Below are 23,304 nucleotides of genomic sequence, written 5' to 3' on the forward strand. Positions count from 1 at the left end.
ATTCCGTCCTACATCAAAATAATTCGTCCTACATCCCATTTTTATCATTGAATCCATAAAAAAAAGGAGCTGCAATGACAGCTCCTTTTTTCGTGCATCCGTTCATGTTTATCGTGATAGTGTCCCCTGCAGCCGATTCGTTTCGGCAATCACTTTTTCTTCATCGATCGTTAAGCAGCGGCCATCTTTCACGACCATTTTGCCATCAATGTATACATCACATACATCATTTCCGCGTGCTGCATAAAGCAGGTGCGAATAGGCTTCACTCAGTGGCTGCAGATGTTCTTTGTTATATGGGTAAATGGTGATGAAGTCTGCTTTTTTACCAGCTTCAAGTAATCCCGTATGACCCATGCCGATCGCTTCTGCACCCATTCTGGTGGCCATGGCGAGTGCCGTTTGTGCAGGGAATTTAGTGGCATCCTTATAGATTCCTTTTTGTAGTAATGCAGCTGTCCTTATTTCCTCGAACATATCGAAGTTGTTATTCGAGGCGACGCCGTCTGTTGCAACCCCAACTTTAATGCCTGCATCAAGGAGGCTGACGACATCTGCTATTCCAGATCCGAGCTTCAGGTTACTGATTGGATTATGGGCAACCCGAACGTCATGCTGTTTTAGTATCGCCCGCTCTTCATCATTGAGAACCACACCATGGGCCATCACGGTAGGCTGATCGAACAGTCCTAAACGGCGAAGGTGCTCGACAGGACGGAATCCGTAACGTTTTTCGATGTCGAGGATTTCAAAGTCCGTTTCCGATACGTGAATGTGCACCATTAAATCATTCTCTTTTGCAATCCGTGCACTTTCCATAATCGCCTCAGGTGTACAGGCATAAGGGCTGTGTGGCGCGACCATGGTGGTTAGGCGGCCATCGGCAAACGTTTTATAGTTTTTTGAAAACTGCTCAGCCCCCATGAGGTTCGCTTTTTGGTCTTTTTCCGTACCCAAGCTGAAAATTGTGTAAGAGAAGGCTCCGCGCATTCCCGTTTCGCCTATCGTCTCCATGACAGCACCCGCATCTATTCCATTAGGATTAAACATATCCGAAAATGTCGTAGTTCCTGATTTCATCATTTCCATAAGGCCAAGCTGAGAACTTACAGAGGCGATTTCCGTTGTAAACTGGCTTTCAATCGGCCATATTTTCGTTTCAAGCCACGGCTTCAGCAGCATGTCGTCCCCGATTCCGCGTAAAAGGGTCATCACAATATGCGAATGGGCATTCACAAGGCCTGGCATAATCCATTTCCCGCCAAGGTTGACCACTTGATCAGCATCTGCCAATTGTTCTTCAGAGTGCTGGCCGATGTAGGATATGGTTTGATCTTGTACAATCATCATCCCGTTTTCAAAGATTTGATTTTCTTTATCCATAGTAAAAAAGGTAGCATTCATATATATCGTTTTCATATAAGTATTTCCTCCAAAGTCGTATCATGTATCAACATGTTTCTATTCCGCATTCTAAACTAGCATCTTACAGGTAATCAAGTAATTCCATATTATCAGGGGACATTTCCATTTACCTTAGGAACCTATTGGAAGAGCTTCAAGATGAATGCTTCCTTCAATATGTCCGTTCAATCAGCAAACCACATAGAAATGTCCATTGCAAATTCAGCAGGCAAATCAGCTGCTTAAAAAAATCTTCCCTCTATTGCCCACAGGGGTTTCGGTAATACGAATGGCTTCTTGCACATCTTGAAGGCCGTAGTAGGAATCCGGCTTCATGAACATCAATCTTTCATCAGCAATGAAACCCATCAAAAGGTTAAACGTTTCATGCCAGGTTTGAACGGAAGCCTGCTGATTCCAATGGCGAAGATGAAACATTTTAACATTCACTTTTGTCCTTTGTGAAATTTCCGCCCAATTTACAGATTGTCCTGATAAAAGACCAATCGTTAATAAGATGCCGTTAGGCCGAACACAAAAAGCTAGCTCTGAACCATCAATGCCGCCCACTGAATCTATGGCCGCATTCGCTCCGCGCCCATTCGTCCATTCCATCACGGTATCATGCAAGGATGATTGGGACGTATCGATTACATATGCAGCACCAAGTTCATGCAGTTCTTCCGTATACTTATCGTTTCTCGTTACAGCAATCAGCTTAAAACCAAGAATTCTGGATAACTGGGCAAATAAACGGCCAATGGAAGATCCGCAAGCATTTACGAGTAATACATCATCCGGTTTCAATGCTAATACTTCTGTGATTATTAGCCACGCGGTTATCGGATTTATATATAATTGCGCTGCTATATGGTCCTCGATCGAATCAGGAATGACGATGGCCAGCTCCGCAGATGCTTTAACATAATCCTGTCAGGTCCCTTCACCACGCAAAGGCAGTACACGCTTGCCTATCAGCTCTTTCGAAACCGATGGACCCACCTCTTCTACAATGCCGACACCTTCATAACCAGGTATGGCAGGCAAGGGAATTCGGTGGGAATAGGCACCGCGAATGGGCAGCAAGTCAGACGGGTTAATGGGACGTGTGGTCATCCGAACGAGGACTTCCCCCTCGAAAGGTCTTTGGATAAATTTATTTTCAACTTTTAAAACCTTTTGCGGATTCCCAAACTCATAGAATGTAACACATTTGGCTTCCAAAATAATAAGTCTCCTTTTATGTATAAGTCTATCTATTTTATCATTTAAACTGAACCTGGCCAGTATTCTAAAAAACTTAAAGAGCTGTTAACTCTGGATTTAATGTATTGTGGTTTTCCACGTTTTAATCACTTCTAATTAAGCATTCCGTTTTATTATTATAATTCCTTTTCACCTTCAATTGACCTGCCCCTTTCGTTCCATAAAAAAAAGGTTGCCGCAGCAACCCAGGTTTTGAAGTAAAAAATTCTTTTGTTAAATAAGAACCTAATCATAACTTTTCTAATATAAAACCCCTATCAGTTTAATCCGGCATTTTAGTAGGAAACCCCTATCAGTTTAATCCGGCATTTTAGTAGGAAACCCCTATCAGTTTAATCCGGCATTTTAGTAGGAAACCCGGGATATTTCACAACAGGCCATTTCTCCTTGCGTAGTGAATCGAGCAATTCTGATCCAACATTCAAGTTGCTTTGAACTAGCTCTTTAGGAGTCAGTGCCATCCACTGGTTTAGAGATACGTCTACAAAGCGATTGCTTTTGAACATTTCTAAAAACCATAACGTTTCGGTACCGGTGTTCTGAATATAGTGCCCAGTAGCAAAGGGGACATATCCGACATCACCTGCTCTATAATCTAATGTACGAGCTATACCGTTTCCAGTAAATACTGTCATGCGCCCTTGTCCAGTAAGGTAATACTGCCACTCGTCGTTATTGGGATGCCAATGAAGTTCTCTCATTCCACCCGGCTCAATCTCAACGAGTGCCGCGGCGATTGTTTTTGAAATAGGGAAGTTAGAAGAGTCCACAATTCGCACGCTTCCACCAGGGGTCTTGATTGGTGTTTGTTTCAACAGCTCGTGCTTAAAGGTTAAAGGAACTTCTCCGTAAGGTGACTGGACTTCCTGACTTTCCAGTGAACCGGGTACCTTTCCCTGATAGATATAGACCTGATCTGAAGGAATGGAGTCAAAGGCACTCTCTGGAACGCCGAAATTGGCCGACAGAACATCTTTTGGAGTGTGTGCAAACCAATCTGAGATGGATAAGGTGTTAAGATCGGAAAAGTTTCCGTCATCGAAGACGAGCAAAAATTCGCAATGTTCCAACCCTTGAATCGAATGTGGGATTCCTGGTGGAAAGTACCAAAGATCGCCTGGGCCGACGTCGGCAATGAAATTTCGTCCTTCTTGGTCAACCGAGGTTATGCGTGCCCGTCCTAACAGCATATAAGACCACTCTGCTTCTTGATGCCAATGGAGTTCACGTACTCCTCCTGCCGTTAAGCTCATATTCACTCCCGCAAGTGTGGTCGCAATCGGAAGTTCCCTTGCGGTGATCTCCCTTGACCATCCCCCGTGATTTAATGTCATTGAAGTGTCTGAGAACGAGAATTTCAAGTTAGGAAGCAAGCCTGCATCTGTGATAGGCGGGACGAGCATATTTGGATTTTGAAGATCCCGCATAATATTTCGCGGGCCAGAGTCAATCGCTCCGGCTCCATCACTTCGGATAGGCTGTGGCACATACCCGTCCACTTGATTAATAGTTCGTTTTTCCATCAAAAAGCACCTCTTTTTGGCATTATAAAGGGATAAGCCTTTATAGTAGTCTTATGATTTAGGCTTCGAATGTATGTCACTGTGCCTATTGAGAAAAAACAAAAGGCATCCCCTTTTGAAGGAATGCCTCATTTAATATTGGTTGGATTAATATAAAAATCTACCGCTAACGTCTTGATCTATATTAATAGGGAAGAAACTGCTTCTAATGATCTTGAGATAAACCAATTGGAATGCATAGAGGCGTTTGATCAACTGGATTTTCAATAATACAGCATTCCAGTCTAAAGACGTCCTTGATCATCTCTTTTGTAAAGACCTTTTCAGGCGGTCCCTCTTTATAGATTTTCCCCTTAACGATGCTAATCAGATGATCCGCATACTGTGCCGCTTGATTTAAATCATGTAGAACCATGACAATCGTGCGCCCATAAGTTACGTTTAAATCGCGCAGTAATTCCAATATTTCAATTTGATGTGCTAAGTCTAGATAGGTTGTCGGTTCATCTAACAGTAGAAGGTCGGTTTCTTGTACTAAAGCCATCGAAATCCATGCTCTTTGCCTTTGTCCTCCAGATAAGGCATCCAATGTACGATCAGCAAATTCAGTCATTTTCGTTGCAGATAAAGCACGGTCAACAATGGCATGATCTTCTGGAGTTTGTCTGGAAAACAAGCCTTTGTGTGGATGCCTGCCATAATAACATAAATCTTTAACGGTTATATCTTCCGGAGCTTCCGGAGCTTGCGGTAAAATAGCCAATTTCTTCGCAACTTCCTTGGAAGATTGTTGATGAATAGCCTTTCCATCTAAATAGATCGTGCCTTGCTGAGGTATTAATAATCTAGCTAGAGACCGTAAGATGGTAGATTTGCCACAACCATTGGAACCTATGATTATACTGATTTTACCTTCAGGAATTTCTAAATCGATATTATCAATGATTTGAGTTGATCCATAAGAGAGAGAAAGATGCTCTGCTGATAATGTTGTCATGATCGCCAGCCTTCCTTATGTTATTTTTCGTTCACGACGTAATAGATATAAAAAGTATGGCACCCCAATCACCGCAGTGATAATTCCGGCGGGTATTTCTATTGGAGGGAATAATCCTCTGCCCAAGCTATCAGCAACGAGTAGAAAGATAGAACCAAAGAGCGCTGAAGCAGGAAGTAAAACCTTGAATTTAGATCCAACCACTCTACGGGCAATATGGGGGGCGATTAAACCAATAAATCCGATAGAACCAACCGCAGCTACACAGACTCCAATTAAAATGACAGAAACACCTAGTAAAATATAACGCAGTAATTTTGATCTTTCACCGAGACCTGTAGCTATTTCGTCTCCAAGGCTCAGTACATCCATTTTAGAAGTTAATGCAATTAATACCGGGACAAGAACTAGACATGGAAGCAAAATGAATACTTGATCCCATCCTCTTCCCCATAGACTCCCTGTTAACCACAAGAGAGTCGTATTCACATCATCCGGGAACTTGACCATGAAATACTCTATGCCTGCTTGACATATTGCCCCTAAAGCAATTCCCACCAAAGCTATTGTATTTGGTTGAGCCCCTTTTTTATAAACAAATATCATCAAAATTGCCGCCATGACCGCTGCTCCGATAAAAGCTGAAAGGGGTAAAATGATGATTGGCGATTGCGGAAATAAAACAATGACGATAACAGCTGCCAATCCGGCACCTTTTGTTACCCCAATCACATCGGGAGAAGCCAATGGATTTCGAAGGACCCCTTGCAGAATGGCTCCAGCCGTTGCCAATCCGGCACCCACTATCACGGCAATCAAAATACGGGGTATCCGGTAGTTGTGCAGTATGAATGCCTGACTTTGCATGCCATTTCCAAGGAAATTTTGGATGATTTCCAAAGGTGAGATGTAAATGGCCCCTAATCCCAGGCTCACCATTGATAAAATCAGCATGATTACCATAAGCATAAGGAGAATCGAATAAGGGTGAAATTTGGGTTTCAACACGGATTTTCGACTAAGTTTCATTGCTTAATATTCCTCCCTCTCTTCGCTAAATAAAGGAAGAATGGCGCACCGATTATAGCTGTTACAATTCCTACTGGCGATTCAAAAGGATAAGCGATAAACCGGGCGATAATATCTGCATAAACTAAGAGTAAAGCGCCGAATAATGCAGAAAAAGGGATGATTCTTCGATAATCTCCCCCCACCAGCCTCCTGACGATATGAGGAATAATCAAACCAACAAAGCCCACTGGGCCTGCGACGGCAACCGAAGATCCTGCCAAAATAATGACCAATATTCCTGCTAAAATACGGATTCGGTACACCCGTTGCCCAAGTCCTTGCGCCATATTTTCTCCTAGTACAAGGACGGAAACAGATCGAGAGAACAAGACAGCGACAAATAGCCCAAAAAGAGACCAAGGAAGAATCATGTTAACGTGCGCCCATGTTTTCCCATTAATAGATCCGACTAACCAATAGAGCACATCTTTCGCTTGTTCATTAAAGATGATCATGCCTTGCGTTAAAGAAGATAAAAAAAAGTGAACAGCCATTCCCGCCAATGCCAGCTTCACTTGGGTCATTCCCCCTCCCGAAGCAAAAGAATAGACTGCCATCCCTCCCACTGCTGCACCAATGAATGCAACGCAAACTAGAGAGACGGAAGAAAGGTTAGGAAAGAAAACAAAAGCTGAAACAATAAAAAATGACGCACCGGCATTAACACCAAATACTTGTGGAGAAGCTAATGAATTCCGGGTGATAGCCTGCATGAGAGCACCCGCCACCGCTAAATTAGCACCGACCAATGCTCCAACCAAAGCCCGAGGTAAACGAAGAGTCCTTATAATAACCTGTTCTTTTGACGAGTCCATCTCAAAAAAGGACTTCAAAACCATTGCTAAATTTATGTCGGCCGCGCCCACAGAAATACTTGTTAGGACTCCCAAAATTAACAAAACGATTCCGGCTACAGCTGTACAATACACTTTCATTTTACTTCTAACTAAGGTCTCCATTGACTATACAACACACTTCCTAACAAGATTTTCATACTAATAGAAAGAGAAGTAAGAATTGGATCTCTTACTTCGCTTTTGTTCCTTATTCGTTACCAAGCATGTTTAAGGTGTCTTTAGCAATGGCCTCTGCGGATACAACACCACGGTATCTTGTCCATAAATCCCGATCAACACTATAAACTTGTTTGTTTTTTACAGCCTTTAGGTCTTTCCAAAGAGGGTTGTCTTTCCACTCATCAGTAAGTAACTTACCCTCATTGTTCGCCAAAAGCAGCACATCCGGATTAATCTCGACAAGTTGCTCCAGATTCATCTCAGCATGTGGTTGGTCTTGCTGAATGGCATTTTTCAATCCCATTCGTTCAAGCAATTCTCCATCATAAGAAGAAGAAGTATGAGCTTGGAATGAAGTATCCCGTACAACAGCAGGTAAAACCGTCATATTTGAATTAACTGTTAGCTTTGATTTAAGTTCTTTGATCGTTTTTTCATGCTCGTTTAATCTTTTATCTGCAGCCTCTTCCTGATTTACTGCTTTTGCAATCGTTTTGAAAGAATCCAAGTTTTCTTGATAGGTAGATTCCCGACTTTTTAAGACAACGGTAGGAGCGATCTGCTGTAAATCTTTATAAATACCTTTATGCCGCTCAGCATCTGCAATGATTAAATCCGGCTGTAATGAACTGATAACCTCTAAATTAGGCTGTTCACGTGTTCCCACTGAAGTATAATCCATTTCTTGACCTACAAGTTTTGTAATCATATCTTTTTTGTTGTCATCTGAAATCCCAATAGGTTTTATTCCTAGAGCATTTAGAGAATCAACGAAAGATAACTCAAGGGTAACTATTTTTTTAGGAGTATTTTTAATTTCCGTTTCTCCCATTTCATGCTTAATCGTCCTTATTTCTTGATTCTTTGTTTCGGCAGATGTCTTATCTGCTTCTGTTGTTTTTTGAGAATTATTACATCCTGATAAAATCATCATAATCGTAAATAACAGGATTAATGCTCCTCCCCCAAATGTTCTTACTTTTTTAGATTCTCTCATTTTTTGCACCCTTTCTCTCATCTATATCTATTTAACTTCTTATCCAACGAATACATTCATAATTGAAAATGATTATCATTATCCTGTTGTTATGATAAAGTCATCGATTGATAGCGTCAATATTAATAAAATTTTGTGAATAAAAATCATTATGGCCATTAAGGCAACCTGCATGCATTTTATTGATTACGTGAAGTAAGTTGAAGTACCGTTTCGGCAAGGGCTTGAAGTTGAACATTAACAAAAGTAAAAAAAGCAGACCCGTTAAGGTCTGCTCTTTTGATCAATGTATGTCCTCATTTTCTTTCCATCAGCATTTCCTCAATAGGAAATACTTCTTTTGAAGCTTCCCCTTTTGAGGGTTTTATGGAGGTGGAGTTTATTATAAGAATGATTCACTTGATCCCAGAAATCCGCATCCTTTCCGCCGACTGTCTGCCAAGCAGCATCAAAGGAATCGTCTGTGGGGTCTCGGCTAGCCAGTTTTTCGGCAGGAGTGTCGCACTCTTAATCCATTGAGGGTTTCATAAAATAGTAAAAAATCATTAAGGATTATCTAGTCTTGCTTTACTATCATGGGTCGGGTTGAGGCCCTTCCGAACCCCCTTTTATTGACCAATTATTATCGATTTTGCAGACAAAAGAAGTTACATCTAAAACAAAGTTGATTGGAACGGAAGGTGCGGGACTCCTGCTGGGATAGCGCGTCCAAGGGAGACCCCGCAGGCGCAAAGGCGCCGAGGGCGGACCGCCCGCAGAAAGCGAGTGACCTACGTTCCAATCAACGTGCAAATTTCACAAACAAGATTGGATCTTCTTTGCTTTCCAGGTTATTTAGTGAAACTTTCCCTTCAAAAATCGATACAGTCCATCTTCTCTGTATGAATGCTCCGTCACTTCATCGGCTTGTTCTTTGACCAGGTCAGTGGCGTTTTTCATGGCAACGCAATGTCCTGCGAGTTTAAATAGGGGGAGGTCATTTTCACCATCGCCCACTGCCAGGATATTTTCCGGTGCTAGCTGGAAATGCTTCAGTAATAGTTGGACCCCTGTTGCTTTTGAGACGCCTTCCACTGTCACTTCTACATTGTGATGGGTGGAGGAAGCTGTTGTGAAGGCATTGTATTGCTTGATTTTCCCCAAATCCGCTTTCCATTTTCGAATGGTATTCATTTCATTGCTGAAAAAGTAGATTTTGGCGACGCTGCTTATATCCATTTGTTCTGACCATCTTATTTTGTCATCCACTGCATCCTGTCTTGATAGCCATTCATTTTCATCGACTGTCTCGGGCTTTGGCACCAAGCCTTGTTTAACCATATAGTCTTTATCTTTAAGTAATGCCATCCGTGTTCCAGCGTTCGGATGCACTTCGTAAAAAATCTCTCCAGCTCCTGCTTTGGCGACCAATTCTTCCACAAGTTCCGGCGACAGGGCGTGTTCGACAATCTGTTCCTTTCCGATGAATACGGACATTCCATTGGCTGTCACCATTCCATCGGCTTCCATGCCAGACGGCAAAACGTCCCTCACTTCTTCCAGCGTTCTTCCTGTTGCAATGAAAATCAGCTTACCTCTTTCCCTAAGTTCGCCTATGTACTGTTCCAGCGTCTCATTCACCTTATTCATTTCGTTCAATGTCGTGCCATCCAAATCCAGCACAATTGCCTTGTTAGTCATGCAAATCACCTCTAAAATCCGAATGATATGAAAATGCCAACAGCCCATTATCAAAAAGATCTTAGGCTGTTGGTTTCATTGATTTATTTTTTTTCATGTACCTTATCAGTATAACAGTTTAGGATAATCCTAAAAGTTTCATGACACTTAGGATGAAGAGACCGACCACGCCGAAGTCCGAATCACCAAATGTGGTTCCTTCAAAACCTACATCCCCCAAGAAGACCAGGAGTATCGCCGGCAGGAAACTAATGATGAGCCCGTTGGCAAATGATCCTAGCATCGCACCGCGTCTGCCGCCTGTGGCATTTCCAAAAACACCTGCTGCCGCTCCGGTAAAGAAATGCGGTACGAGCCCCGGAACGATGACTTTCAATCCGATTGCCGGAAGGAGGAACATGGATAATAGGCCAGCCAGGAAACTGAATAGGAATCCGATGATCACTGCATTTGGAGCGAAAGGAAAGATGGTCGGGCAATCCAATGCAGGTTTTGTATTCGGTGCCACTTTATCAGCAATCCCTTTGAATGCAGGGACGATTTCAGCAATTAACATCCGTACCCCTGCAAGGATGATGTAGACCCCTGCTGCAAATGTTATCGCCTGGATGAAAGAAAATACGATGAAGTTCGAGCCGCCGGATAATTCCGTTTCAATATAGTTCTGTCCGGCAAACAATGCGACGATCACGAAGAACAACGTCATCGTAAGCGATACGGCGACTGATGTGTCCCTCAGGAATCCTAAAGATTTAGGAACCTTGATCTGCTCGGTCGTCTTCTCCTTATTCCCAAACCATTTTCCAACAGTCGCGGATACAAAATATCCGATGGTCCCGAAGTGGCCGATGGCAAAATCATCGCTTCCGGTGATCTTCCGTACGTATGGCTGAAGGAGGGCTGGGAACATCACCATGCATACCCCCAATAGAATGGAACCGACCAAGATAAGCGGAAATCCGTCAAGCCCGCCGACCGATAGGGTGACTGCAAGTAAACAAGCCATGAATAAGGTATGGTGCCCCGTTAAGAATATATATTTAAATGGCGTAAACCGAGCTAGCAATACATTGACGACCATACCAAAAACCATGATAAGTGCAGTCGAGGTCCCAAAATCACTTTGGGCGGCTGCGACAATGGCTTCGTTATTCGGTATGACGCCTTGTACATTGAATGCATGATCGAACATTTTACTGAATATATCAAGGGCGCCGATGAGCACTGCCGCTCCCGCTCCAATGATAATGAAACCCATGACTGTTTTTAACGTTCCAGATACAACATCCGCACTGGATTTCCGCTGTAACAGCAGGCCAATGAGAGCAAACAGCCCCACTAGTATGGAAGGTGTACCCAAGATGTCATTCATGATAAGTTCCAGCATTGCCTCTCCCCCTCTTTTTTAAGTTTTCTTGTTATAGATGTGACGCTAATTTCGATGTGATTTCAGGGATGCTCATCATGTTTTCCAGCGTGACGATCGTCCGGGTTCCATCATCCAGCTGACCGACAATATCCGCCGCTCCCAGGAAAATATCTGCCTGAACCGTTTTTGCGGATGTAAGATCCGTATGATCCACCTCGGCCGTTTTTCCCATTTCCGTCAATGCTTTCTTCACATTCATCTCCATGATGAAGCTGCTGCCCAATCCGTTTCCGCATACTACCATGATTTTCTTCATATCAATCTCTCCTTTTTTTATCCTACATGCTTGTCTAATTTAGATTTGATTTCAGGGATGCTCATCATGTTTTCCAGTGTGACGATCGTCCGGGTTCCATCATCCAGCTGACCGACAATATCCGCCGCTCCCAGGAAGATATCCGCCTGAACCGTTTTTGCGGATGTAAGATCCGTATGATCCACCTCGGCCGTTTTTCCCATTTCCGTCAATGCTTTCTTCACATTCATTTCCATGATGAAGCTGCTGCCCAATCCGTTTCCGCATACTACCATGATTTTCATTCCGTTTCCTCCTTCGAATATTTATGAACGTACTCCATAAGGAGCGATTTATCTGAAGTGCGTAAGATTTCCTCTATATTGGCTGGTTCATTCAATAATTGAGTGAGCTGGATCAATGCCCGCAAATGCGAATCGTTATCTACGGCTGCCAAAATGATAATCAGGCGAACCGGTTTATCCGGCCCAAAGTCCACGGCTTCATCCAATTTCAGCAAACTCATGGATAAAGATCTTACCCCCTGCTCCGGACGTGCATGGGGAATCGCCACTCCAGGCGTTATCACTACATATGGGCCATTCGTTTCTATGGCCTCGATCATTGCATCCACATATCGTTCTTCGACGGTTCCTAAGTCCACGAGAGGCTTGGCCGCGACTTGAATGCCTTCTTTCCAATTGGAAACATGCGGCTGTAATTGAATCGTTTGCATATTGAGCAGTTCTTCTAACACAGGCTTCTCTGCCTCCTTTAAAGAAAATTGGGTTACTTTTGGCGTGTGAGTAAACACATTCGACTGCAGTGCCTTTTCAAGCTGATCCGGTTCATGGATTGTCGCATGCTTGGAAATGATTTTTAATAATGCTGCAACATCCACACTTTCCGTTGTATATCCATACAATTCCTGCATGACCTGCTGGCGCAAAGTATGTTTATCCTGCATTTCCAAAATGGGCGGTACAACGAATAAGGCCGCTTTCGTTCTCATATGCACCGTTGAAAAAACAAGGTCGTACGACAATGGGTATTCTGCCGCATTCCTTACTGACAGAACATCCAGGAACAAAATATCCGGAAATAATTCCCTCAATGTATAAATGAGGATATTGCTGATGCCGATACCATTCGGGCATACGACAATGGCCCGTTTTCGATCATCCAATGTGGTCCCTTGCCTGCGCAGCCATCCGCCAAAATAGATCGTGAAGTATGCCACTTCCTCTTCTGATACTGGACAGCCAATCTCTTTCTCCAACACCCACAGGGATTTTTTTGTCAAATGATGCAGTTCAGGATATACTTTCTGAACCCGTCCCGTCATCGGGTTCATTTGCGGGAGACCATACCGCAGGCGATGATATGCCGGTTTAAAATGAATGTATAATTGTTGGCAAAGCTGCTCTTTGTCTTTCAGGTGAACAAACGCCAGCCTCTCGAACTCTTCCACGATTTCCTGCAAAAGCTGTTGAATGACTTCATCATCCTTAAGAGGGGAAATGTCCTTCGTTCGATTCATGCTCAGTAAATGTAACGTTGCGTATAAGTTTTCCGTTTCGCTCCACACTGATTGAAAGGCATCCGTCATGGTCATTTCCTCAACCATTTTGTATTCTTCCGTCGCTACAAATGGAGCCCAGCTCTGGTCGGCCTGTAACTCTTCCCCTTTTCCTATGAGCTGATCTGTACATAAAAATAAATAGCTCAGTTCATGAAGCCGTTCATCCGTAAAGGTGATGCCTAATTTACGCTCGATTCCCTCAAGCTGGAACCGGATTGAGCTGATTTGCTTTTCATGATTTCCCCATATGCACTCCATGATCAATTCACTATTGGGACTGTTCAGTACATCATGCACGAGACGTTCAATGATATATCTCTTTACCCGGCTTTCCCCAATCACCACGTAGCCATCTTGTTTGGAATACTGGATTTTGAGCGCTATGTCCCTGTTTTTCTCCTTAAGCCTTTTTAAATCCTTCAACACCGTATTTCGTGAAAGCCCGGTGATTGTCTGGAAATGATAGACGGACAATTCTTCATGGCTTAACAGGATCATGAGGTAAAAAACCTTTTCCCTATCTGTCTCTGAAAATATATAATTGCGTTTTGTCAGTTTTACGTTCAATTCTTCATCCCTGATTGTTTCGGAAAAGGAGTAGCCCAGTTCACGATTATATTGAATCGGTTGATATCCATGAAATTGGAGCCAGTCATTCGCTTTGTTCAGACCATATTGTATTTGCCTTCTCGTCAGACCTGTTTGGGCTTCAAGTTCTTTCATTTTTGAAATGGGCGAATGCTGTAATAGTTTTAGTAAATTGGCGCTTCTTTCATCTAAAAACATTCTCTATCCCTCTCCCTGCTTCTACGATATCTCACTTCTTATTAGAATTATAGCGTTTCTAAGTCCGAATGTTGTCATGGGTACTGCACAATAATAAACTCTTTATAAATTTGTGCACAATACCGCATCCTTGCTAGGTCAATTACCATTCTGCCTTGTAGAAAAGCGGGTGAATTAAAAGTGCATTATGCAGTACTAAAATGAAATTGCACACACTCTTTAAAACAAAAAAAAAGTGGTGAAAGTTTTGAGATTAAACTCCACCACTTTTTTATAACTATTAAGAAATATGCCAACAGGACCTGTTTATAAATCACAAGTATTGTTCCAGATTACTATTTTACTTAGCTCTTTTTTGATAACTCACACTTGTTTTTCCTACTTGTATTTTACGTGCCTTGTCTTTGAAAAATTTCACAGTTCTTTTGTTGTATAAGTACTTACCAGATGTGCATTGAGCATCATTCAAAGAGTAATATATATTTGAAACAGCGCCAACAACAACACTTGCAGCTGCTAAAGCTGAACTGTAAGGAGCTTTCGTAATAGTAGATAGATATGCTGCAAATGCTGAAACACCTATTTTAGGTACAGCTGAACTTCCATAATACGTCCCCAGACTTTTATACTTGCACGCATTAGCTGTGGCCATTTCTATAACTTGAACCTCATTTTCTGCTGAGACGAAGTATTCACTATCGGAAATATATTCATTATTAACATATTCAACATAATTATTAAGTTCTATTTGTTCTTCTTCAGACAAATTCACACCATCAATTTCCAAATGATTTGTTAATTTATTAATCTTTACTTCAGTAATCTGATTCCCTTCTGCATCTGTAACTGTTGAAATGATGAAGTTATCGTTTTCAACACTATTAAAGTGAAGCTCCTCGCTAGTTCCTTCAAACAATATTTCTTCATTTTCATATTCTTGAGAAGCAAACGCTATAGTACTACTTGAAAATAATGAAAAAGTAATAGCAAAGGCAACCAATAGACTTAAAATATTTTTTACCATAGGTAAAACCTCCTCTTTTTCATTACAAAATATTTTCAATTATATATTTTACATTAAATTATTTGTAAATTCAAAACATTTTGACTATAATATGTAATATACTAACTAAAAAAGTGAGGAATTGTATTTTTATGTTTAATTACCTAAGGTTTAGATATAAATCTTATATTATTATTCTTTTAGGGATTTTTATTGGTACAATACTTGCAGACATTTTATTTGAAAACCCAGATTATTTTATGGGCATTACTTGTGTTCTAGTAGGTCTATTAATTGGAGAATGCATAATGATAAAAAAATGGTTCAAAGAACGATAAACAAGGAGAAGACTTTACAAAGGTGATCCTCTAACTATTCAAATGAATAAGATTTAGAAGAATAATCATGGTACATTCATTTTTGTTTGAAAGCTCCAGCTTATTAAACACCTGCGATTACGAACGGGTAGGACAACCATTCTCGATAACTGCTTTAAAATTCGGTAAAAATTCAAAAAGGTTTCGGAATGGGAACATTCCGAAACCTTTTTGTTTACAAACCGGGAAGGACATAATGTCCCCTCCCTTATTCAACTTGGATAAAGACACAATCTAAATCTGCTTGCTGAGATTGCGCTGAGCTCCCCTATAGCTTCCGATTATATTTTGATAACCAGGCAGCTGGCTGGAAAGTAAAGCACCAAAACCTTCGACATCGTTGCGCCAATCACGTTGTAATTCGCACGCTACGCTAAACCAGTTCATAAGCTGCACACCGCCATGTGCCATACGCGATAATGCCGCATCAGCTACCTGTTTGCTGACTGTTCCAGAAGCATCAGTGACAGCGAATACTTCATAACCAGCTTTCAAAGCGGAAAGTGCCGGGAAAGCAACGCAGACATCTGTAACCACGCCCGCGATGATAAGTTGTTTTTTTCCAGTTTCTTCGATTGCTTTAACAAAATCTTCATTATCCCATGCGTTAATTTGTCCAGGCCGAGCTATTTTTGGTGCGTGAGGAAAGAGTTCTTCCAATTCTTGCATCAGCGGTCCGTTTGGTCCGTTTTCAAAGCTTGTTGTTAAAATAACTGGCAAATCAAAAAACTTGGCGGTGTTGGCAAGAGCCATAACATTGTTCTTGAATTCATCAACACCATAATCACGCACTAGCCCGGAAATAAGACCGGTTTGATGATCCACTAGAAGAACGGCAGCATCATCTTTGGATAGACGAGAATAGAGATCAGACATTTTTAAAGTCCTCCTTTTATTAAAGCTATCGAAGAAAGTTCATATGTAGGGAAATTCCCCCCAACTCCTTCGTTGGTTTCAATCAGTTTATAACTTAACTGACTGTTGCTCATAAGTTTATCTATAAACTTATAGCCTGTCAATCATATATATAATAAGAATCATTGATTATTGATAATTAATCTAGAACTGGAGTGTGATCGATCCAATGAATGAATTGTTGTAAATAACGCTCAAGATAACGTTTTGTTTGATCATCAGTAAGCTCTTTCCGATCAGAATCAATCTTTTTATGCACTTGCGATATCAGCATTTTTTGAAATGGAAGAACATGAACTTGCATCGCTTCAAGTACTTGCCTGATTTGCATTTGAGCAAATGCAGTACCTAATCCCCCAGGAGTAGCTCCAATCAGGCCAACTGGTTTTTTGGTAAGAACAGCGGACTCCCGAGGTCTTGACGCCCAGTCCAATGCATTTTTTAATACGCCTGGTATTCCAGAATTGTACTCTGGACTTACGATAATGATACCGTCAACGTCCTGAATGGCGGATTTAAATGATGTCACTGTTTCTGGAACCCCACTCATTTCCAAGTCTTCGTTAAACAAAGGAAGATCATTAATTTCGATCCAGCGAAATTGATAAGAATCAACCATATCTGTCAATGATTGAGCAATGATTCGATTATAAGAATTTTCCCGTAAACTGCCACAAATAAGGCCGATGGTTCTAGTCATCTACTTCCCTCCCTGTTTGAAATCATCTCCTATAGTACCATAATCTACCAACTATAAAAAAGTGGCGTTATTCCTAATTAAGCTTGTGATCTAAATATGGCATAACATGATTGCTGGGTAAAAAGAACTTCCTTATATTGATTCCACTTCCATTTTCTGAATATTTCCAACATACTATAAACTAGAAGGGTATTGGGAGGAGTGCAGAAATGGATGAAAAGAAAGTCACATGGTTAGAGCTCTTTTATGATTTGTTATTTGTGGCGGCCGTTGCGGGCGCAACTCATGTTTTACTTCATGTTGAAGATGGATATATCCATCCGGAGTATTTATTGAAGTTCGTGTTGATTTTTATTCCTATCTGGTGGGCTTGGGTAGGGCAAACCATCTTTATTAACCGGTTTGGAAAGGATTTATTTCATCAACGGCTATTTTTGATACTGCAAATGTTTTTTGTCCTAATTATGACATCAAGCTTATCAGCTGATTTTGATCCTTATTACCTTTCTTTTTTAATTGGTTATATTGGCTTAAGAGCCGTGACTGCTATCCAATATCTTGTTGTACAGCGTATAGAAGAGGGATTTCGAAAAAAAGCGGCACTCTTTTTGGGAAGGTATTTTTGGATTGGAATCGTCATTTCATTATTCTCCGTCCTTTTTGATTCTTGGCTTCGATATGCTGTGTTGTATTTGGGCATCCTGATCGATATCATTGTCCCAATCCTTGGAAGAAAATGCTTAGAAAAGGTTCCTACAAATACGGCCCACTTGTTAGAGCGCTTTGGTCTATTTACCATCATTCTCTTTGGGGAAGCGCTTATCAGCACTCTTGCGGTAATTCAACCTAAACAAGGAAATTGGGACTCGATAGCCTTTTCCATCATTTCATTTGCCTTGATAATAGCTATGTGGTGGCAATATTTCGATAACATGGAGAAGAAAATCGACAAGTCTGTACAATCTTCCGGCCAAATCATCATTTACGGTCATCTGTTTATTTTAATGTCTATAAGCATGATTGCAGCAGCCATCAGATTATTGTTTTTACATGAAGTCCATTTTTCATTTATCCTCTATTTTGTTTTTGGTTCCGTATTGCTCTATTTCATTTCAACCACTTTTGTTTTCCACCAATATAGACATAAGCACCAGCGGTTGCAAATATATCATTTAGGGTTATTTTTAGGGATTTTAGCGGTCTTTTTTATTTTTAATTTGATTGTCGTGGTACCGAATATTGTGATAATAGGCGAATTAACACTGTTTTTTATCATCTTTGCTAAACTGACGACCACATAATAAAGGAATCAAAGAAACCAGTATCAAACGATAATACTGGTTTCTTTGTATGAAAATTGGAAGTTTTTGTATTTGACTTCGAATTAGTTTATTCATAAACTGATTGTGACAAAAGAAGAATGAGGTGACATTCATGAAAGAAAACACAACGAATCCCTCCACATCTAATAATGAGGAACGACTGGGTTTAATGTTATGGTTCCGAATAACACGAATATATAACCAGAGTATCCGGGAATCCAATCAACATTTAAAAAAATGGAATCTATCGGCAGCCCAATTCGATATCTTGGTTCAAGTTGGTTCCCATGAACGATTATCTCAGCAAGAACTTGCAAACAAGCTTTTTGTGACAAAAGGCAATATCACTCAACTATTAAGGAAAATGGAAGAGTTGGGATTGATTAAACGGGAACAGGAATGGAAAACAAAATACCTTTCATTGACTGAGGAAGGAAAAGAGTTTTTTCATGAAGTTGTTCCAAAACAAGAGCATTTTCAGGCATCACAGTTTGCCAACTTGAATGAGACGGAAAAACAACAGCTTTTAGATCTACTTAGTAAAGTTCAAAAATAAAAACAGATCACCTGTTTAATGGTGATCTGTTTTTCTATTGATAATCGAATTTGTACTTTGAGCAGATGTTTTTTTCTATTTGTATGCGTTGACATTTTGTATACATTTGTATACATTTAAACCAAGACACAATGTGTATACAATCGTATACACAGAAAGAGGATTTAACATGAGAAATGAAAAATTCAAGGATTTCAAGAAAGAGGGACATCACCGTGGGGAGCATCACAGTGGCAAAGGCCATGGTCCAAAAACCTTTCGCCGAGGGCGGGCAATTGCTTTTTTGGAAATGATGAACCTTAAACGTTCAACCATTAAGGAACAGTTAGATAAACCAGAGTTTCAATCCATTAATCAAATCTTAGTCGGTGAATTAAAAGCCATTGATATGTTAATCAACGAATTCATTCAATTATTTGAAATACAAGAAAGTGAAGCAGCCGATAAGAAAAGTGAAGAAAAGGAAACTTCCAATAATAGTGAGAAAGGAATGGAAAGCAATGAAACAAATTAACAGTTATATCGATTCAGTGTTTTATACCCAAGATGCCCTTTTGGAAGAAGTCATTACGTCCATACAAGAAAACGGAATGCCGTCCATATCGGTATCTCCCTCATCTGGAAAACTACTTACCATGCTTGTATCCATTTCAGGGGCTAAAAACATTTTGGAAATAGGCGCTCTAGGGGGATATAGCGGGATTTGCCTTGCCCGGGGATTCGGCAGCGAAGGAAAATTAACCTCCCTTGAATTAAAGGAGGAGTACGCAAAGTTAGCTTATGGCAATCTATCCAAAGTGGGCTTTGGCAATCAAGTATCATATATGACCGGAGCAGCTCTGCTAAGCCTGGAAAAACTGGTTCGTGATAACAAGAAATTCGATTTTTTCTTTATAGATGCTGACAAAGACAATTATGAAAATTACCTGCAATATTGCATTAGTCTGGCGGAACCGGGTGCTTTAATCGTCATGGATAACGTACTTGCGGGAGGCAGTGTCGCAGACCAGGATGCTAAACCTAAACATTATACTGCATTCATGAAGGCATTCAATGAAACTGTGGCCAATCATCCTCAATTGGAATCCCTGCTCATCCCGATCGGTGATGGACTGACCATTTCAAAAGTAAAGAAATAAAGAATTGGAATGAAGTTTGATTAAAAGTACGTGCATGAAGACATATAAGTCAAAAAACAAAATTCACGAGTAATACTGCTAAATTCACGAGTAAAACAGCTAAACTCACGAGTAAAACTGCTAAATTCACGAGTAAAGTGCTCTAACTCACGAGTAAACAGCTTAATTCACGAGTAATACTGCTTAATTCACGAGTAATACTGCTAAATTCACGAGTAAAACAGCCAAACTCACGAGTAAAACAGCCAAACTCACGAGTAATACTGCTAAATTCACGAGTAAAACAGCCAAACTCACAAGTAAAACTGCTAAATTCACGAGTAAAGTGCTCTAACTCATGAGTAAACAGCTTAATTCAGGAGTAATACTGCTAAATTCACGAGTAAAACAGCCAAACTCACGAGTAAAACTGCTTAATTCACGAGTAAAACAGCCAAACTCACGAGTAAAACTGCTTAATTCACGAGTAAAGTGCTCTAACTCACGAGCAAAGTGCTAAATTCACGAGTAAAGTGCTCTAACTCACGAGTAAAACTGCTTAATTCACGAGTAAAGTGCTCTAACTCACGAGCAAAGTGCTAAATTCACGAGTAAAGTGCTCTAACTCACGAGTAAACAGCTTAATTCACGAGTAAAGTACTCAAACTCACGAGTAAAACTGCTAAATTCACGAGTAAAGTGCTCAATTTCACGAGTAAAGCTGCTAAATTCACGAGGATATCGATCAAACTCTCGATTTTATCGATCAATCTCTCGTATTTATCGATCAAACTCGAATTTATCGTCCAAACTCTCGTATATATCGCACAAACTCACAATTTTATCAATCAAACTTACGTATATATCGCCAAATTTCCTTTTCATGAAGAAAAATAAAATGAATTTCTATAATCTTGAATGAAAATGATTTTTATTATCAATAATAAATATGAAAGAAGGGTAACCAGTTTGATGGTTACCCCCGATGATTTAAATTTCTGGATCAAATGTTTTGCAATCCGTTTCTTTGCTATTTGATGCTTGGTTCCCTTTATGACTGACAACATAAATAGCATCTGCACTGCATTTGTTTCCAGAATCCCAATATTTACAATTATTCACTTCACATAGAACATCTTTTGCCATCGTATCACACCTCCTCATTTGCTATCATTAACAAAATTGGGGTTATTGATACTTTCCTTTTTTAGGTTCAGGTTCCTTCATTTTAAGAAAACCGCCAACCTCGTGTAATAGAGCGCTCTAACTCACGAGTAAATCGCTCAATCTCACGAGTAAATCGATCAAATTCATGAGTAAATCGCTCAATCTCACGAGTAAATTGCTCAATTTCACCGAGTAAATTGCTCTAACTCACGAGTAAAACCACCAAATTCACCTGTAAAACGCTTTTCGATGAAAGAATTTCATTCTCGTGTGGAATCTAAGGACAAAAAGATCCGGGCAGCTTCTGCCCGGATCTTTTTATGATCATGCTGATCTTTTCAGTAGTTCTGCTTGTGGGATTTTCCAAAGCTCCCGCCATTTTTTCAAGGCTGCAATGAGAATGACCAAGCCTAGGCATAGCATGATGATCGATAATACTCCGTTCAAGATGCTGAATCCTGCAGAGTCCGGATTCAGGTATACATTTTTCACCATCCAGTACCCAGCTACATTAACCGTTACATATAAGTAGGCTAGGGGTACGAGGCATGTCCAGATATACCAGCGTTTGTCTGCAATTTTCAAAACGACGGTCGCACCGATGATGAGCCCAATCGAAGCCATGAGCTGGTTGGATACACCGAAGAGTGCCCAGATCGAACCAATGTCCCCAGAGTATAGAAGATATCCCCATATAAAGCAGGCTAACGCGCTGGCGAAGATGTTACCTGGCAACCAGTCGACTCTTTTTAATGGTTTATAGAACTCCCCAAAGAAATCCTGGATTAAGTAACGGGCAACACGTGTCCCCGAATCGATTGCGGTTAATATGAACACCGCTTCGAACATGATGACGAATTGGAAGAAAAACGAAGCCAGTTTGTCAAAGAAGGGTATTTCGGTAAAAATATAGGTCATGCCGACAGCAAGTGTAACTGCCCCGCCTGTCCGTCCTTCTAGATTCATGCCGATTTCTTCACTGAGTTCGTTAAGGTGTACGGTTTCCATGCCTAATGTTTGAAATACTTCAGGTGTGGAGTTAATGGCAAAATAATCTCCTGGCTGTAGCGAAACCGCAGCAATCAGGGCCATGATGGCAACGACACATTCTACAAGCATCGCTCCGAAACCAACGGATTTGATATCACTCCATCGGTTTAACATTTTTGGAGTTGTGCCTGATCCAACAAATGCATGGAATCCTGAAATCGCTCCACAGGCGATGGTTATTGAAATGAATGGCCAGACAGGTCCGGCTACAATTGGGCCCCCGCCATTAATGAATTCGGTAAACGCAGGAAATTGGATTTCTGGATTCACCACGAAAACGCCGATAATCAATGCGGCAAATACGCCGATTTTCATAAATGTACTCAAGTAATCACGAGGTGCCAGCAGCAGCCAAACAGGCAATGCGGCAGCGAAGAAAGCATAGATTGGCAAAATGATGGCAAGTGTGCTCGCTTCCAGTGTCAATAATTCACCAAATGCCGTTCCTTGAATGTTCGGCCCAAGTAAAATTCCGGCCATGATGAGCGTGAACCCGACGATGGTCGCACCTTTCAGATTGCCAGTTTTTTTATGGTAAAGCCCAACACCCATGGCGATGGGAATGGTGATCCCGACAGCAAATGTCCCCCATGGATTATTTTCCAAAGCATGCAGAACGACCATTGAAAGTCCTGCCATCGTAATGGTAATAATAAAAAGCATGGCAAGTCCTGTACAGAAGCCTGCTACAGGTCCAAGTTCTTCTTTCGCAACTTCCGATAGGGATTTTCCGTCTTTACGCATTGACGCGAAAAGCACGACGGCATCATGGACGGCTCCCCCGATTACAGCCCCGATTAAAAGCCATAATAAACTTGGTAAATACCCGAATTGTGCAGCAAGGATCGGGCCCACCAATGGACCAGCCGCTGCAATGGCTGCAAAATGGTGGCCGAATGCCACCCATTTATTTGTTGGAACATAATCTTTTCCATCCTCTAATTTATGGGCAGGAGTCGGCTTGGAATCATCTAGTTTTAATACTTTAAGTGCTATGAATGTCCCGTATAAACGGTAGGCAATCATTAATATACAAATGGAGCCTATGACGATTGGAACCGCATTCATATTTGAACCCCCTCTATTACTTACATCGTAAACTGATGATAT

Annotated in this window: 22 protein-coding genes and 1 pseudogene; 4 read left to right on the top strand and 19 right to left on the bottom strand. The window is 41.0% G+C overall.

Translation table 11 applies throughout. The features are described from left to right. Positions 1 to 108: 108 nt before the first annotated feature. The 15 genes and pseudogenes from ACDZ29_RS05165 to ACDZ29_RS05235 all read right to left on the bottom strand — a co-directional run bounded on the left by ACDZ29_RS05165 (position 109) and on the right by ACDZ29_RS05235 (position 16,981). The gene (locus ACDZ29_RS05165; protein WP_375090195.1) at positions 109 to 1,419 is read right to left on the bottom strand and encodes an amidohydrolase family protein; all 1,311 of its coding nucleotides are present in this window, start codon (positions 1,417 to 1,419) and stop codon (positions 109 to 111) included. 219 nt (positions 1,420 to 1,638) lie between these two features. Further along, a pseudogene (locus ACDZ29_RS05170) lies at positions 1,639 to 2,628 on the bottom strand (zinc-dependent alcohol dehydrogenase family protein). A gap of 374 nt (positions 2,629 to 3,002) precedes the next feature. Continuing rightward, a complete protein-coding gene (locus tag ACDZ29_RS05175) occupies positions 3,003 to 4,193 on the bottom strand; it encodes an oxalate decarboxylase family bicupin (protein ID WP_375090197.1) in 1,191 nt (396 codons plus the stop codon). 205 nt (positions 4,194 to 4,398) lie between these two features. Beyond that, positions 4,399 to 5,190: an ABC transporter ATP-binding protein gene (locus tag ACDZ29_RS05180; protein ID WP_370016336.1), complete on the bottom strand. Its 792-nt coding sequence runs from the start codon at positions 5,188 to 5,190 to the stop codon at positions 4,399 to 4,401. Between the two features lie 15 nt (positions 5,191 to 5,205). Next, positions 5,206 to 6,219, bottom strand: coding sequence for a FecCD family ABC transporter permease (locus ACDZ29_RS05185; RefSeq protein WP_375090199.1), 1,014 nt, complete (start codon positions 6,217 to 6,219; stop codon positions 5,206 to 5,208). Next, positions 6,216 to 7,220: a FecCD family ABC transporter permease gene (locus ACDZ29_RS05190; RefSeq protein ID WP_370016338.1), complete on the bottom strand. Its 1,005-nt coding sequence runs from the start codon at positions 7,218 to 7,220 to the stop codon at positions 6,216 to 6,218. The genes ACDZ29_RS05185 and ACDZ29_RS05190 overlap by 4 nt, the downstream gene beginning before the upstream one ends. An 85-nt stretch (positions 7,221 to 7,305) precedes the next feature. Beyond that, the gene (locus tag ACDZ29_RS05195) at positions 7,306 to 8,274 is read right to left on the bottom strand and encodes a Fe(3+) dicitrate ABC transporter substrate-binding protein (RefSeq protein WP_375090201.1); all 969 of its coding nucleotides are present in this window, start codon (positions 8,272 to 8,274) and stop codon (positions 7,306 to 7,308) included. An 834-nt stretch (positions 8,275 to 9,108) separates the two neighbouring features. Next, positions 9,109 to 9,954: an HAD family hydrolase gene (locus ACDZ29_RS05200; RefSeq protein ID WP_289326383.1), complete on the bottom strand. Its 846-nt coding sequence runs from the start codon at positions 9,952 to 9,954 to the stop codon at positions 9,109 to 9,111. Between the two features lie 118 nt (positions 9,955 to 10,072). Next, positions 10,073 to 11,341: a PTS ascorbate transporter subunit IIC gene (locus ACDZ29_RS05205; RefSeq protein ID WP_289314990.1), complete on the bottom strand. Its 1,269-nt coding sequence runs from the start codon at positions 11,339 to 11,341 to the stop codon at positions 10,073 to 10,075. A gap of 31 nt (positions 11,342 to 11,372) precedes the next feature. Continuing rightward, positions 11,373 to 11,639 (bottom strand): PTS sugar transporter subunit IIB, encoded by a 267-nt coding sequence (locus tag ACDZ29_RS05210; RefSeq protein ID WP_053347686.1) that lies wholly within the window; start codon positions 11,637 to 11,639, stop codon positions 11,373 to 11,375. 17 nt (positions 11,640 to 11,656) lie between these two features. Then, positions 11,657 to 11,923 carry a PTS sugar transporter subunit IIB gene (locus tag ACDZ29_RS05215; protein WP_289314989.1) on the bottom strand — a complete coding sequence of 89 codons (267 nt, stop codon included), beginning with the start codon at positions 11,921 to 11,923 and terminating at the stop codon, positions 11,657 to 11,659. Further along, positions 11,920 to 13,986, bottom strand: coding sequence for a transcription antiterminator (locus tag ACDZ29_RS05220; RefSeq protein WP_370016343.1), 2,067 nt, complete (start codon positions 13,984 to 13,986; stop codon positions 11,920 to 11,922). The genes ACDZ29_RS05215 and ACDZ29_RS05220 overlap by 4 nt, the downstream gene beginning before the upstream one ends. A 340-nt stretch (positions 13,987 to 14,326) precedes the next feature. Then, entirely contained in the window at positions 14,327 to 15,010 is a 684-nt protein-coding gene (locus ACDZ29_RS05225) for a hypothetical protein (RefSeq protein WP_375090203.1), read from the bottom strand. A 590-nt stretch (positions 15,011 to 15,600) separates the two neighbouring features. Next, a complete protein-coding gene (gene ycaC, locus ACDZ29_RS05230; protein WP_289314987.1) occupies positions 15,601 to 16,242 on the bottom strand; it encodes an isochorismate family cysteine hydrolase YcaC in 642 nt (213 codons plus the stop codon). 178 nt (positions 16,243 to 16,420) lie between these two features. Continuing rightward, positions 16,421 to 16,981, bottom strand: a complete 561-nt coding sequence (locus ACDZ29_RS05235; RefSeq protein WP_289326386.1) for an NADPH-dependent FMN reductase — start codon at positions 16,979 to 16,981, stop codon at positions 16,421 to 16,423. A 209-nt stretch (positions 16,982 to 17,190) separates the two neighbouring features. Here ACDZ29_RS05235 and ACDZ29_RS05240 point away from each other — a divergent pair, with 209 nt between their 5' ends. The 4 genes from ACDZ29_RS05240 (at position 17,191) to ACDZ29_RS05255 (ending at position 19,998) form a co-directional block, all read left to right on the top strand. After that, on the top strand, positions 17,191 to 18,282 hold the full coding sequence (locus ACDZ29_RS05240) for a low temperature requirement protein A (protein WP_375090205.1): 1,092 nt from the start codon (positions 17,191 to 17,193) through the stop codon (positions 18,280 to 18,282). Between the two features lie 133 nt (positions 18,283 to 18,415). Then, positions 18,416 to 18,859 (top strand): MarR family winged helix-turn-helix transcriptional regulator, encoded by a 444-nt coding sequence (locus ACDZ29_RS05245; RefSeq protein WP_089363027.1) that lies wholly within the window; start codon positions 18,416 to 18,418, stop codon positions 18,857 to 18,859. Positions 18,860 to 19,028: 169 nt separating this feature from the next. Beyond that, entirely contained in the window at positions 19,029 to 19,373 is a 345-nt protein-coding gene (locus tag ACDZ29_RS05250; RefSeq protein ID WP_375090206.1) for a hypothetical protein, read from the top strand. Beyond that, a complete protein-coding gene (locus ACDZ29_RS05255; protein ID WP_375090208.1) occupies positions 19,360 to 19,998 on the top strand; it encodes an O-methyltransferase in 639 nt (212 codons plus the stop codon). The genes ACDZ29_RS05250 and ACDZ29_RS05255 overlap by 14 nt, the downstream gene beginning before the upstream one ends. Positions 19,999 to 20,181: 183 nt before the next feature. Here ACDZ29_RS05255 and ACDZ29_RS05260 read toward each other — a convergent pair whose 3' ends face one another. From ACDZ29_RS05260 to cstA, 4 genes are all read right to left on the bottom strand, one after another. Next, on the bottom strand, positions 20,182 to 20,316 hold the full coding sequence (locus ACDZ29_RS05260) for a hypothetical protein (protein ID WP_375090210.1): 135 nt from the start codon (positions 20,314 to 20,316) through the stop codon (positions 20,182 to 20,184). Between the two features lie 302 nt (positions 20,317 to 20,618). Beyond that, the gene (locus ACDZ29_RS05265) at positions 20,619 to 20,768 is read right to left on the bottom strand and encodes a hypothetical protein (protein ID WP_375090211.1); all 150 of its coding nucleotides are present in this window, start codon (positions 20,766 to 20,768) and stop codon (positions 20,619 to 20,621) included. A 199-nt stretch (positions 20,769 to 20,967) separates the two neighbouring features. Beyond that, complete coding sequence (locus tag ACDZ29_RS05270) at positions 20,968 to 21,123, bottom strand: DUF1540 domain-containing protein (protein ID WP_065310844.1); 156 nt, start codon at positions 21,121 to 21,123, stop codon at positions 20,968 to 20,970. Between the two features lie 345 nt (positions 21,124 to 21,468). Then, positions 21,469 to 23,262: a carbon starvation protein CstA gene (cstA, locus tag ACDZ29_RS05275; protein ID WP_375090213.1), complete on the bottom strand. Its 1,794-nt coding sequence runs from the start codon at positions 23,260 to 23,262 to the stop codon at positions 21,469 to 21,471. Between the last annotated feature and the right edge of the window lie 42 nt (positions 23,263 to 23,304).

Source organism: Peribacillus sp. RS7 (assembly GCF_041956845.1).
Taxonomy (GTDB): domain Bacteria; phylum Bacillota; class Bacilli; order Bacillales; family DSM-1321; genus Peribacillus.